Source organism: Candidatus Reidiella endopervernicosa (assembly GCF_013343005.1).
Taxonomy (GTDB): Bacteria; Pseudomonadota; Gammaproteobacteria.
Window position 1 is genome coordinate 3072412 of record NZ_CP054491.1, and the last position, 13393, is coordinate 3085804.

Below are 13393 nucleotides of genomic sequence, written 5' to 3' on the forward strand. Positions count from 1 at the left end.
TTTTTTCAGGAGTAGTTAAGTTGGCCAACTCAGCACAAGCCAGAAAGCGCGCACGTCAGGCAGTAAAACGCCGCAACCACAATGTGGGCCTGCGTTCCAGAATGCGTACTGCCATCAAGGGCGTACTCGCCGCGATCGAAAACGGTGACAAGAGCGCAGCAGAGACCGCCTACAAGGCCGCAGTTCCTGTCATTGATGGTTCAGCCGGTAAAGGTCTGATCCACAAGAACAAGGCAGCTCGTCATAAGAGCCGCCTCAATACTGCAGTTCGCGCAATGTAATTGAGCAGACTGCAGCAATAAAAAAGCCGGCTTAGAGCCGGCTTTTTTATTGCTCAGATAAACGCGCCAATCAAGAGAGCACCAGATTATCGCGATGGATGAACTCTGGCTCATCGACATACCCAAGAATCTGCTCTATCCGATCACTCGGTTCTCGCTTAATCCGGTTAACCTCTTCGGCACTATAGTTGGCCAAACCTCGAGCGACACCGACACCCTCATTATCAACACACTCGACCAACTCACCGCGCATAAAGCGACCTTCGACGGCGGTAATACCAACCGGTAACAGACTTCGACCCTGCTCACGCAGCACCCTGACTGCTCCCGTATCAAGGACCACTCGGCCGCGAACCTGCAGCTGCCCAGCCAACCACTGTTTACGCGCCGCCATCAACTCCTGCGCAGGATGGAGCAGCGTACCAACCGACTCACCGGCCGCAACACGCAACAACACTCGCTCCTCACGCCCCGAGACGATCACTGTCGCAGCGCCGGAACGAGCTGCACGGGCAGCCGCCAGCACCTTGGTCTGCATTCCACCACGACCGAGCGAGCCGCCACTATCTCCAGCCATCGCCTCAAGCGCAGCATCGCCTGCAGCGCCCTCCTCTATCAGGGCGGCATCAGGGTTGCGACGTGGATCGCTATCGAACAGCCCCTGCTGATCGGTCAGAATCACCAGCAGATCGGCTTCGACCAGATTGGCAACCAATGCACCGAGAGTATCGTTATCGCCGAGACGTATCTCTTCAACCGCAACGGTATCGTTCTCATTCACGACCGGGATCACTCCCAGCCCGAGCAGTGTGCGGATAGTGCTGCGCGCATTGAGATAGCGATTACGATCAGAAAGGTCATCATGAGTGAGCAACACCTGCGCGGTATGCAGGCCATGGCGCTGGAACTCCGACTCATAGGTCTGTACCAGGCCCATCTGTCCGACGGCAGCAGCCGCTTGAAGTTCATGCACGGCGCGAGGACGCTCACTCAGACCGAGCCGACTCATCCCCTCGGCAACCGAACCAGAGGAGACCAGCACAACCTCACGTTCCGCCTGCCGCAATCTGGCAATCTGTTCGACCCAGCCAGCAATGGCGGCACGGTCGAGACCACGCCCCTCATCGGTCAGCAGCGCACTGCCGATCTTCACCACCCAGCGCTTGGAAGCCCCCAGTTCGACTCTGCCTTTCATCGTTCTCCAGACTCTCTATCGCTCCGAGAAATATTACTCGTCGCTCAGATCGTCCTCATCCTCCAGCTTCTCGTAAACCGGTGCACCCTGCTGCTCCTCTGCTTCACGCGCCAGCGCTTCAAGATGCTCCATGATGCGATAACTCAACTCCGCCGTGCCGTCACGATTGGCCGCCGAGATGGTAAAGACCGGTCCCTGCCAATTTAACTCATCGATAATCTTCTGACAGTAGGCCTCACGCTCCTCTGCCGGCACGGTATCAATCTTGTTCAATACCAGCCAACGCGGCAGCTCAGCCAGCTGCTCACTGAATTTCGCCAGCTCCTTGGTAATGCGATGAAAGTCGCCCATCGGGTCGTTGTACTCATCGAGCGGTGTCACATCAACAAGATGCAAAAGCAGGCGGTTGCGCGAAAGATGTTTGAGGAACTGGATGCCGAGCCCCGCACCCTCTGCTGCCCCCTCAATCAGACCAGGAATATCGGCCATCACAAAACTGCGATGCGCCTCGATACTCACCACACCAAGATTGGGGTAGAGGGTCGTAAAGGGATAGTCTGCGACCTTGGGACGCGCTGAGGAGAGCGCAGTAATCAAGGTCGATTTGCCAGCATTGGGCATGCCGAGCAGGCCGACATCAGCAAGCAGCTTCATCTCCAAATGGAGGGTACGACGCTCACCCGGTGAACCATTGGTCGACTGGCGCGGAGTGCGATTCACACTACTCTTGAAACGAGTATTGCCAAGACCGTGGAAACCGCCCTGGGCGACCAGCAGGCGCTGCCCCTCCTCAACCAGATCACCGATTACCTCATCGGTATCGAGATCGGTCACCATGGTGCCGATTGGAACCGGCACCTCGACATCCTCTCCCATCTTTCCGGTACAGCTCTTGCTCATACCGTTCTGACCACGTTCGGCGGTATAGGTACGCACATGACGAAAATCGATCAGCGTGTTGACCGACTCGGTGGCGACCAGATAGACACTGCCACCATTGCCGCCATCCCCCCCATCGGGGCCACCTTTGGGAATGTATTTCTCGCGACGAAAGCTAACGATACCGCCACCACCGTCCCCGGCGATCACCTTGATATTCGCTTCATCGACAAACTTCATCGCGCTTTCTCCAGTTCCTAATACGAAAAAAGCCCCGCCAATGACGGGGCTTTTTTACTTGAGCCTAGCCAGTTACCGTCAGTCGGCGACTACGCTTACAAACTGACGATTTTTTGGACCCTTGACCTCAAACACAACCTTGCCTGTCGCGGTAGCGAACAGGGTGTGGTCTCGACCACAACCAACGTTGGTGCCTGGGTGAACCTTGGTGCCACGCTGACGAATCAGGATGTTACCCGCCAGAACCTGCTCACCGCCGTAGCGCTTTACGCCAAGACGTTTCGACTCTGAATCGCGACCGTTACGAGTACTACCGCCTGCCTTTTTATGTGCCATGCCTCTATACCTCTATTAATTGCCGGTTACGCGGAGATACCGGTAATTTCGACTTCTGTGTAGTTCTGACGATGTCCCATCTGCTTACGATGGTGTTTACGACGACGGAACTTGATGATCTCAATCTTCTTACCACGACCATGCGCAGTAACGGTTGCGGTGACCTTGCCACCCTCAACAACGGGGGTACCGATCTTAATATCGTCACCATCGCTGATCATCAGCACCTGATCGAATTCTACAGAGCTTCCTTCTTCTACAGGTAGCGTCTCAACGCGCAGCTTGTCACCCTCGGCAACACGGTACTGCTTCCCGCCAGTCTTGATTACGGCATGCATCACTAAATCTCCAACCCAACACAGAGTCTTAAAACAAAGACGGACAATTTTAGCGATTGCGCCGGTTCAGGTCAATTCAATTATGGTCTTTGATTACGGCGCTGGACATGTGTCAGGCGGCAGTTAGAATATGCACTCGTTCAATCTGGCCTATATGCCACTCCAACAACCAGCAGAAGACTCACTATCAGCATGGATCTGAACGCCATACGCGCACTCATTGCCGACGACATGCAGGCTGTGGATTCTGTCATCCAGCAGCGCCTGACCTCTGACGTCGTGCTGATCAATCAGCTGGGAAATTATATCGTTAGCAACGGTGGCAAGCGCATGCGCCCGGTCATCACCCTGCTCTCTGCTGGAGCCTGCGGCTACAACAACGATCAGCGCCATATTCTGGTCTCCGCCATTATCGAATTCATCCATACCGCCACTTTGCTGCACGACGATGTGGTCGATGCCTCCGAGATGCGCCGTGGTCAGGAAACCGCCAACACCATCTGGGGCAATGAGGCAAGCGTACTGGTCGGCGACTTCCTCTACTCACGCGCCTTCGAGATGATGGTCGACGTGGGCGATATGCGCATAATGGAGATCCTCGCCAACACCACCAACACCATCGCCGAGGGCGAGGTGCTGCAGCTACTCAATATCAACGACGCCGACACCACCGAGGAGAGCTACCTCGAGGTCATCCACTGCAAGACCGCCAAGCTGTTTGAGGCTGCCTCTCGCCTCGGCGCCGTTCTCAGTGGCTTTGATCAAGAGAGCGAGGCCTCAATTGCCCGCTATGGCATGCACCTTGGCACCGCCTTTCAGCTCATCGATGACGTGCTCGACTACACCGCAACCACCGACGAAATGGGAAAAAATGTTGGCGATGATCTGGCTGAAGGCAAGCCAACCCTACCGCTGATCTATGCCATGCGACACGGCAATCCCGAACAGGCAAAAACCATTCGGGAAGCGATCGAAAAGGGTGGACTGGAGAACCTCGACGCTATCCTGGCCACAATTGAATCAACAGATGCCCTCACGTACACTTCGCGTGCCGCGCGAAAAGAGGCCGATCTTGCGATAGAAGCACTATCCGTTCTTCCCGACTCTCCATACAAGGAAGCGATGCGTGGACTGGCTGACTTCTCTGTCACGCGGTCCTACTAATTTCGGGGTGTAGCTCAGCCTGGTAGAGCACTGTCTTCGGGAGGCAGGGGCCGGAGGTTCGAATCCTCTCATCCCGACCATTAACACTTAACTAAGCACACCACCTTACCCACCGCACTTAATTCTCCTGCCTTCACCCCTAAATTGAAACATTCCTCTTTCTCAATCAATCACCGGGTTCGGCATACCCCAGACAAATGAATTAAAAGCAAACTTACTGTACATTTTCCGTAACTATAATAAATCGGTAATCGAAGGCACATCATGGATGATATTTGCGAAAACAATACCCTGCTGACGCACGACGACCTAACAACTATCGGTCGTCACGCTGAATCCATCACCTACTCGGCCAATCGGATCATCTTTGCAGAAGGAGACGAACCTGATGGCGTCTATTTCATTTGCGAAGGTCAGATCCTAATTCTCACAAACAAATTCACCAGCCAGGAACAGATCAGCAAACTCGAGAAAGGCAGCTACTTTGGCGAGATGGCAGTCCTCGACCAGGGACTTCGAGCGGCATCCGCAGTCGCAGACTCGGATTGCGAGCTACTCAAACTCGATCAGGACACCTTCATGGAGCTGATGAAAACGGGCAATAGAACTGCTTTAAAGATTAACGACATGCTCGCGGCGCGTTATGAAGAACTAATCCTGACAGAGGACATAATGTCCAAATCAGGCCTCAACAGTAACAAGCTTCACGTTAGCATTAAGGGAGACCCGTCATTAAGAGAGTCGGCTTTCTCACGTGATCGGTACGATAGCATTGCTGACAAGGCACTCTCTGAATTACTCCCTATACTCGAAGATTTGATTCTCAACCATTGCCCCTATCAATTCTTTCTCTCTCTCAGCAGCGAAGAGGTTCGAATCATGTCTGTTTTCGAGCCTTTTGGTGGTCAAATACACTCATGCAACAAGCTACTTGACAAGAATTATATAAAACGGCATTTCCCAAAAATCGATTACCTGGAAAAGACCGAATTAATCAGAGAACTCTACAAAACACTCTCTAAGAACCGAGCATTCGAATCCACATCTGGCCACTATAGAAAGATAATGAACAACTATTATAATAATTGGCAACCGGTCAGCAAGGATGAGATCAAGAGAACTCTTTCTAATATTCCTGCTTTGCGAACACTTCCCAATTTTTACATCAGAAACTTTTCAATCAGCATGGTTCATGATGCTATTCGCATGCAGTTCAATTGCGACGGCACACACATCGTTAGCAACGATGAACTTCTAAATTTCATGAAACAAAATGTGTGATTATCTAACTAGAAACAAACCTCAGAACAGTGATAGCATTAGCGCGCGCTTATATGCCAAGACGCCGAAATCAACCGAAATATTATTGTCGGCACCTAAATTGTTAGCGAATAATGCAAACCAAACTACATATGCGATCGGAGAAACTCACATTAAATAATATGAGGAAACAGTACGTGAAAAGATGGACCAATGGATTGACCGTAGCGACAATCTTTTTACTCGGAAACGGAGCGTGTACTGCCGCCGTGGATTTGCTGGACGATCCACAGGTGCAATTTCTTCAGGCCATTGAAGAGCGAAATAACGGTTCGCTTGAGAATGCAATTGAGCTTTTCAAGTCCATATTATCCGAGCACCCCTCACTGCATCGTGCCCGACTAGAACTGGCGGTTGCCTACTATCAGGCGCTTAACTTCGCAGAAGGTCGCAACCAGGCCATGACTGTCCTGAACAACCCAAACACACCCGCAAACGTGCGGCCAAAAATCAGGGCTTTTCTTGATGTACTGCAAGCCAACGCACAGGAGAACCGATGGTCACCCTTTATAACGCTCGGTTTTTTATACGACACAAATGTGAATGCAGGCCCCGATGACGACACTATTCCCACCGGGGGCGGCTCTATTGTCCTGATCCCCAGCGCCGTTGCGCGTGTAGACTATGGTTACAATCTCTCGACGGGCATCTCCCATCGCTATCTGGCACAAAGCCCAATCAGCATTGCTGACTCAGAGGTCAGTCTCGTCTGGTACTCGAAAGCCAACGTCTACCGGATGGATTACAACGCTGAAAATGACCGCGATCTTGATCTACTCTCATTCAGCACGGGGCCTACCCTAGTCGCTGCGAGAAAGTACCGTGCGGGCATAAACTTTAGCGCTGATCATATGCGCCTGGGTGAGGATAATGAGGCCTATCTCAACACCTACGGCGTAACCCCAAAGATCTCCTGGATCTTTTACGAACAGAGTGCCGAGCTGACCGCAGATATCAAACTGCAGAAATCTGATTATCTGCAAGATGCAAACGATGCGCGCGATGGTTACCGTTACATTGGAGGACTCTCACTGCGCAAGACACTACGACGCGAACGGATGGCCGTCGAGGGGCGCGTAGAATTCTTTGATCAGGAGACCGAAGAGGGGCGTTACGCCTATAAAGGTTCGCAGCTCATGCTGGGCGCCAGCTATCAACCTTCAAAGAGATCCAATCTCTACACCCGCCTACAGTTTGAAAAATCTGACTACGATGAGCTGGATGGCGCCTTTGGCGTAGTACGCGATGAGAAGAAGCAGCGCGCCATTATCGGTGCAAGCCATAGCTTCTCCAAGAGTAGTTCGCTCAGTGGTTGGACCATTGATGGCAGCTATGCATTCACCAATAATATTTCGAACATTGAGCTCTATGAATACCGTCGTAAACAGCTCGGTATTCGCGTAAGCCGCTCGTTTTAATCGATGAACAGCAAGGAAGGTTCACATGACTAACTCACTATTCAAAACTCTAATCATCACACTCGCCACAATAGCCAATACCACCGTCGTATACGCGGCTAGCACAGATGATGCGGGCTACATTGCAAGACAGCGAAATGATGTACGCATCAACGAAGACCCAGCTCATAAGGGCGACATCTTCTCTAGCCAGGACATGATCGTTACCGGCGAAAAAATCTTCTCAATGCTAAAATTTCGCGATAACAGCTCCATGTTTGTCAAAGCCAATAGCAAGGTCAGCATCAGTGAGTACCAGTACAACAAAAATGATCCCAAAGACTCAAAAGTCGTTGTGGAGCTTACCGAAGGAGGTTTACGTGCACTCAGTGGCGCCATCGGAAAAGCAAACCCACAGGCGGTCGAATTCCGCACACCGGTAGGCACAATTGGTATTCGCGGCACAGATTTCATTGTCAGCATTGTCGACGGACAACTCTTCATGGAGGTACTCGACGGTGCCATCATGGTCGAGAATACAGATGGCGAACCCGTGTTGTTGCAGGCGGGTCAGGTGTTAGTACTCGGTGCAGATGGAACTCTCGCCGCCCATGGCAATCAAGCCAAGAAAATAGGCAAAAAGAGCGGCGCATTTACCGAATTTACCAAGGTAAGCTTCTCTGGCGACCAGGAGAACTCACCCTACAGCTGGGGTCCTTGGACAGTAACCGATATCGCCAATCCAACCGACAGTGGTGATGGTTCAGACGGTAGCAGTTCTACCACCGCTCTGGATGAGACGACCATTCCTAACGAAACGGCCTCGGCGAAGTGAATTTCATCGAGCAAAACCCCGTTGTTCTGGAAGGGGCTATCATGAATTTTTACGGGGAAGCAGGACCAGAAACCACTCAAGGCGACCTACAGGCTCAGGTAGTTTGGCACACCGATACCGACATAGATCTTTACCTGATCACGCCCGGCTCTGGGGTTGTTAGCTACAACCAGCAAAGCATAAGTCTGAGTGGTCGTAGCGAAGCAATTCTGGATTGGGACAATTCAGAAGGCGAAATTGACTACGGCGAAGATACTCGTTTTGAGAATATCGCAGTAACTGGAGATGTGCCTGATGGCTTCTACCAGTTTTTCGCAGAGGATTGCTGCTCTGATTCAGGCAACACGACTGATGTCACACTAACGGTAACCGATGATGGCGGCACTTCAGGCTTGAGAGACACCTTTACGCTCACAGAAAACAGTCCCACCACCACCACAGACACAACCGATATTTTTGCCGTAGAGATGGTCGATGGCGAGGCCCAAAGCTACCACAGGGGTGAAATGCCTGCCGATCAATACAACTACATCGCACCATTCGATTCGGGTGGTTCACAGGAGGCCGAAGAGGAAATTAGTTTTTAATTTAATTCACACTCGTTAACAAATAACACAATGAACAATGGCTGCTCACGAAAAGCGGCCTTACCGCAAATAAAATACCGTGGTAATATCTTCATCAAATAATAATTACTATTAAACATGGACAACATGCAACTCACGGAAGAACAACACAACGAAATTCGTCAAGCAGTTCAGGATTTAAAAACCGCCATGGAAATCCGTGGTGGTCTCAATCTACGCGTCGCCCGGCGCGTAACCACGATCCTGCGCGTCGGAATGATCGGTTTCGGCATCTTTACACTCGTCCTTGTATTGATGATGTATGCCTTTACATCAAAAATGACCATCATGCTTGATGCTCTTAATACAATGACCTACCAATTCACCTCAATGTCTAGCGATATGCAGGTTATGCGTACTGTTATTACACAGATGGACCACTCGGTCTCCGCCATGCCGAATATCGTTACTCAGACCGGAGAGATGCGGCGTTCCGTCAGAGGGTTACGAGGTGAAATCACCACGATGAACAGCCAGGTGGATGGAATGCAAAACCGTTTGCATGGAATAACCACCCAGGTCGATCAAATGACCCATACCTTCCGCAGTCTCGATCCAGCCGTACAGGGACTTGGAACTGATCTGAACAGCATCTCTCGCCCGATGAAGTTCTTCAACAGCTTCACTCCCTTCCCATAGTGGCCACACGAGAAGATCGAACACCATTATGAGCAACCAACGAACCGAGGAAGAGAGCATCCAAAACAGTCAGACTGTTCGCATCATCACCGAATCGATGGGTTTGCTCCGCGCTGAGATGGAGACAATCGACAAGGTAGCGGTGAAAGTTGCGGCCAAAACAACCTTAATCTTTAGGAGCGTACTCGCCCTGCTTGGCATCATTACTATCTATCTGGTTTATCTTGTATATATCATGGCCACGCATATGGGCAGTATGAACTCACACCTCGAGACCATGTATGGTCAATTCGGCATAATGGCCGACAACATGCAAAAGATCACATCCTCCGTACAGAGCATCAACTACAACGTGCAGGGGATTCCTGCGATCTCCAGCCACATGACCAACATGAATAGCGACGTCGCTTCAATGCTCGCATCGGTGCACGACATTAATGTTAGTTTTAGTGGCATGAATAACGACGTGGCCAACATCCATATCGACACAGCCGAAATGTCACAACATTTCAACACAGTCAATAATGCGGTGAATCACATGCGATACAATGTAAACCAGATATCAAACCCTCTAACGCCATTCTGGTAAGAGCCATTCAATTCACCACAGACACCGAAATAGACCACCCACCATGAAGAGAGCCATCTTTAACGCGATCAACAACGATGAACTAGAGATGTACTACCAGCCAAAATTCAATCCTGTCACAGAAGAGGTGACCGGTCTTGAAGCATTTGTCAGGTGGAACCATCCGGACGGACATCAACTCCAGGCTGGCGAGTTTATCCACGTTATTGAAAAGGATTCTGAGCTAAGCCTAGCACTGGATAACTGGGTTCTGAACCATACACTCGCCCAAGCAACAGATTGGACCGACAAACAATATGGACTGGAGTTTATATCGATCAACCTCTCATCATGGATACAGACTGACGCACTAACATCGATCATAAACAACGCACTAACCAACACAGCCTATCCAAGCAACAAACTCTCATTTGAGTGTCCCTGGCGAATACTAGAGATGGACACGACACTTACCACCAAAACAATGCGCAAAATAAGAGAGTCAGGTGCCTGCATTATCACCGATGGCGCGCCACTTGATGCCAGCGCGTTAATAACGGCCCGTAATACGCCCATCAAACTCTCTAAAGTCTGCTACACAACACTACACAAACTCATCGACGAGAGCGGCGTCAAGGCCGTATCAACACAGATCAGGAATTGGAAAAAATCAGGGATAAAAATTGCTGCGGTAGGCGTTGAGAATGACAGCGAACATGAGCTAGCACGTCAAATTGATTGCCACCTCTCTCAGGGCAATCGCTTCAAAGCCCCACTGTCAGCAACAGACATCACCGCCCTACTTGTGATGATAATGGAAACCAAGATCGCATTTGGCATCTAAGCCGGTACTGCTTGCGGAAACCATGACTAGAAACCAGCGCTATTTATAGATCAAATCACGCACAAGACACTATTTTGTATAACCATTACTCTGCATAGAAATAATCACTTCAACGGAATAGACACCCTACTTTGAGGTATGCACAAACTCCGGAGACCAACAACCAGGGTTTGTTAAAAGAAGCTCGGTACATCGATCAAAATAGAGGCTATAGAGCTTTCTTTCCGGATACGCCTGTACCAAGCCCCAGAAGTAGAAGCGCGCCACATCCCATGAGCCTGACCTATAGTTTTCCAGTGCAAGCTCATATATCCCCAGCTCATTCTTAATCTGACTGTTAACCTGATCACTCTGGCACATAGATCTCTATTGCATTCTCTTTACCCTTCGCCTTAACGATATCGAGCGAGCGATATATAAAATTATCCTTGGTTAATTCAGCTGTACGCTCTCCAACAATAATGTCCACACCATAGTATTTGGTCAAACCTTCCAGACGCGAAGCGAGGTTTACCGAATCACCCAACACAGTATAGGCACGACGATACTCAGACCCCATATCACCAACACTCATGGCTCCTGTATTTATTCCAACGCCAATATCGAAGCGAGGCAGTCCATCTTTTTCGTTTTGATCTGCCATGATCTTTGCCTCAGAGATCATTCCATAGGCAGCCAACACCGAGTTTCTGGCATGTTCTTTATCATCAATTGGCGCACCCCAAAATGCCATAATCATATCGCCGACATACTTATCGATAGTTCCACGATTGTCGAAAATAATACGCGTCATGGGCGTAAAGAAGTGATTCAGGAATGTTCGCAAATCGTGTGCATGTAAACTCTCTGAAATGGTTGTAAAGCCACGGATATCTGCAAAAAGCACTGACAGCTCTTTCGTCTTACCATCCAATGAAAAGCCGTCATCTCCTCCCTCACTCATCTCATGAACAAGTTGCGGTGGAATATATTGACTGAATATCCCCTTAATTCTCCTCTCACGCCTGACACTTTTAAAATGACTATTAAAACCGTTAAATACAGCCAACATCAGAACCAAAAGGATCTGCGGCGCAAGATTAAGCACCAAATGCTCCGCGGACCATAACCAGAAGTTTGAAAATATCAGCAATACCAACACAACCATTGCCGTAACGATCTGCTTTCCAGCAGCAAAGAACGGTAAAGTAAGTGTGAGAAACAGCCCCGTCACAACAAGTACAACCAAATTTACCGCGTTGACCCAGGGCGGTTCACTATAGAGATTGTCATTGAGTATTCCGGAAATCATATTTGCGTGAATCTCAACACCTGGCATGTTCGCTTCAAGGGGCGAATTCCTAAGATCAAGTATGCCCTGCGCCGACGCCCCAATAAGAACTACGGCCTCTTCTAAATCTGCACTTGAGAATGAGCCCTCAAGTAGATGGTGAGCTGACAGATAGGGAAACGTATTTGTTCGACCATGGTTCGGGAGTCGCTATTTTGCGGAAGCATGTTTTGGGCATCAAGCCCAAGCAAGCGGCAAATACTTAACGCGACCGTTTATGCCTACGGCGCCCCGACCGTCCTGCGTACGTTGCGTAATCACCTCTTCGCGGCTCTACACAACTCCCTCAGTGACTCTACGCCGACATAAAGCCGCTGCTGCATCTTCTCCGTCGTTCGCTCACGCTCTCAACTACGAATAGGCAGACGGCGTCGACTATCGGGGACTAACCGCCCTCACTTCGCTCTCCATGGCGGTCAGCGAGGAATAATCATGCGCCCCTTACTATCAGCAGGTATTCGAATACCGCCAATTTCAATACTATCCACTGACAGAGACTCACCAATCTCTGATGAATTTATTTGATACTCATCAAGCATGAAACGGCGAACTGATTCGAGCGCCAGTGATGGATAGAGTTGTTTTTTGAAGATCGAGACAAGTGGTGCCCGTCGAATAATGCCGTCCGAATCCGGCGTAAGACCGAGTGAAAAGAACCCGCCTCCTGACGATGCAGCCTGTAGTAATCCTATGTTTGCCGAATATCCTCTCGGTGACATCAAAGCGCTCATACGCTCAACAGACAGATCTGTTACTATGGGCGATGGAAGAACTCCATTATGGTTACTTTCATCGTTATTAAATGCATAACCAAGAACAACTTCACCGTGAGACAGCGCTTCGGCAAGCACACGGTTATTATCGAAAAGATCTATCCGCTCTAGGAGCCTATCTCGGGTCTGCGGATCATCGAGATGACTTTTGTTGAGCTTATCGATGACAACAGTCGCACTATTTCGCTCAGCTTCAGCAAAAACCACATCAAAAGCTACAACAGCGGCTCCCAACTCGAAGCAGCGATCTACTATCTTAGCTATCACATCTCTCGGCCACGGCCACTGCCCTATTGATGCGAGGCTCTCTTCACTGATATCAACAATAACTACTGGCAGAGCTGGCTCAGAGCTCTGCAGCATCGATGAGAGACGAATGTCATAAATCATGAGTTCTAACCGCTCTAAAAGCGGTGTTATATAGGGTGCCCGATAAACGGTGCTGACTGCCATAGAGAGCGTCAGCATTAGGCTAAGGAGAATGGGGATTAAGTAGCGATTGTTTTTCATAATAGTGAAGAGCCGCTGAGTGCGCAGAGAAAAATCAGGCGCCGATCAGCCATAAACATCGAATTTCCTTGCAAATCGAAATCCCGAGAAGAATTGAATCCGCCTTTGATTTCACTAC

At 50.0% G+C, this 13393-nt stretch carries 16 protein-coding genes, 1 tRNA gene and 1 pseudogene; 11 read left to right on the plus strand and 7 right to left on the minus strand.

Features of this window, described 5'->3' with window-relative positions:
• Nucleotides 1-20 precede the first annotated feature (20 nt).
• A complete protein-coding gene (rpsT, locus tag HUE57_RS16625; protein ID WP_078482854.1) occupies nucleotides 21-281 on the plus strand; it encodes a 30S ribosomal protein S20 in 261 nt (86 codons plus the stop codon).
• 70 nt (nucleotides 282-351) lie between these two features.
• On the opposite strand, the gene proB is transcribed toward rpsT, so the two are convergent.
• From proB to rplU, 4 genes are all read right to left on the minus strand, one after another.
• Nucleotides 352-1476 (minus strand): glutamate 5-kinase, encoded by a 1125-nt coding sequence (proB, locus tag HUE57_RS16630; protein WP_078482855.1) that lies wholly within the window; start codon nucleotides 1474-1476, stop codon nucleotides 352-354.
• A gap of 33 nt (nucleotides 1477-1509) precedes the next feature.
• Nucleotides 1510-2595 (minus strand): Obg family GTPase CgtA, encoded by a 1086-nt coding sequence (gene cgtA / locus HUE57_RS16635; RefSeq protein ID WP_078482856.1) that lies wholly within the window; start codon nucleotides 2593-2595, stop codon nucleotides 1510-1512.
• Nucleotides 2596-2673: 78 nt separating this feature from the next.
• Nucleotides 2674-2931 carry a 50S ribosomal protein L27 gene (gene rpmA, locus HUE57_RS16640; protein WP_078482857.1) on the minus strand — a complete coding sequence of 86 codons (258 nt, stop codon included), beginning with the start codon at nucleotides 2929-2931 and terminating at the stop codon, nucleotides 2674-2676.
• A gap of 26 nt (nucleotides 2932-2957) precedes the next feature.
• Nucleotides 2958-3269: a 50S ribosomal protein L21 gene (gene rplU, locus HUE57_RS16645; RefSeq protein ID WP_078482858.1), complete on the minus strand. Its 312-nt coding sequence runs from the start codon at nucleotides 3267-3269 to the stop codon at nucleotides 2958-2960.
• Nucleotides 3270-3461: 192 nt separating this feature from the next.
• On the opposite strand from rplU, the gene ispB reads away from it, so the two are divergent.
• The 9 genes from ispB to HUE57_RS16690 all read left to right on the plus strand — a co-directional run bounded on the left by ispB (nucleotide 3462) and on the right by HUE57_RS16690 (nucleotide 10662).
• Complete coding sequence (ispB, locus tag HUE57_RS16650; protein ID WP_078482859.1) at nucleotides 3462-4433, plus strand: octaprenyl diphosphate synthase; 972 nt, start codon at nucleotides 3462-3464, stop codon at nucleotides 4431-4433.
• 3 nt (nucleotides 4434-4436) lie between these two features.
• Nucleotides 4437-4513, plus strand: a tRNA-Pro gene (locus HUE57_RS16655).
• Nucleotides 4514-4697: 184 nt separating this feature from the next.
• Complete coding sequence (locus HUE57_RS16660; protein WP_078482860.1) at nucleotides 4698-5714, plus strand: cyclic nucleotide-binding domain-containing protein; 1017 nt, start codon at nucleotides 4698-4700, stop codon at nucleotides 5712-5714.
• Nucleotides 5715-5890: 176 nt separating this feature from the next.
• On the plus strand, nucleotides 5891-7171 hold the full coding sequence (locus HUE57_RS16665) for a surface lipoprotein assembly modifier (RefSeq protein WP_174673552.1): 1281 nt from the start codon (nucleotides 5891-5893) through the stop codon (nucleotides 7169-7171).
• A gap of 25 nt (nucleotides 7172-7196) precedes the next feature.
• A complete protein-coding gene (locus HUE57_RS16670; protein WP_135622022.1) occupies nucleotides 7197-7985 on the plus strand; it encodes a FecR family protein in 789 nt (262 codons plus the stop codon).
• Entirely contained in the window at nucleotides 7982-8572 is a 591-nt protein-coding gene (locus HUE57_RS16675) for a hypothetical protein (RefSeq protein WP_078482862.1), read from the plus strand. The genes HUE57_RS16670 and HUE57_RS16675 overlap by 4 nt, the downstream gene beginning before the upstream one ends.
• A 117-nt stretch (nucleotides 8573-8689) precedes the next feature.
• Nucleotides 8690-9250, plus strand: a complete 561-nt coding sequence (locus HUE57_RS16680) for a hypothetical protein (RefSeq protein WP_078482863.1) — start codon at nucleotides 8690-8692, stop codon at nucleotides 9248-9250.
• A 28-nt stretch (nucleotides 9251-9278) separates the two neighbouring features.
• A complete protein-coding gene (locus HUE57_RS16685; RefSeq protein WP_078482864.1) occupies nucleotides 9279-9839 on the plus strand; it encodes a hypothetical protein in 561 nt (186 codons plus the stop codon).
• Between the two features lie 43 nt (nucleotides 9840-9882).
• Nucleotides 9883-10662 (plus strand): EAL domain-containing protein, encoded by a 780-nt coding sequence (locus HUE57_RS16690; protein WP_078482865.1) that lies wholly within the window; start codon nucleotides 9883-9885, stop codon nucleotides 10660-10662.
• Between the two features lie 346 nt (nucleotides 10663-11008).
• Here the strand turns inward: HUE57_RS16690 and HUE57_RS19795 are convergent, their stop codons facing one another.
• Both HUE57_RS19795 and HUE57_RS19800 read right to left on the minus strand, forming a co-directional pair.
• Nucleotides 11009-11809 carry an adenylate/guanylate cyclase domain-containing protein gene (locus HUE57_RS19795; RefSeq protein WP_320416300.1) on the minus strand — a complete coding sequence of 267 codons (801 nt, stop codon included), beginning with the start codon at nucleotides 11807-11809 and terminating at the stop codon, nucleotides 11009-11011.
• 66 nt (nucleotides 11810-11875) lie between these two features.
• Nucleotides 11876-12112 (minus strand): annotated as a pseudogene (locus HUE57_RS19800) (CHASE2 domain-containing protein); the annotation flags it as partial.
• 97 nt (nucleotides 12113-12209) lie between these two features.
• On the opposite strand from HUE57_RS19800, the gene HUE57_RS16705 reads away from it, so the two are divergent.
• A complete protein-coding gene (locus HUE57_RS16705; protein ID WP_174672542.1) occupies nucleotides 12210-12353 on the plus strand; it encodes a hypothetical protein in 144 nt (47 codons plus the stop codon).
• 55 nt (nucleotides 12354-12408) lie between these two features.
• Here the strand turns inward: HUE57_RS16705 and HUE57_RS16710 are convergent, their stop codons facing one another.
• Complete coding sequence (locus tag HUE57_RS16710; protein WP_174673554.1) at nucleotides 12409-13275, minus strand: CHASE2 domain-containing protein; 867 nt, start codon at nucleotides 13273-13275, stop codon at nucleotides 12409-12411.
• Nucleotides 13276-13393: the final 118 nt, after the last annotated feature.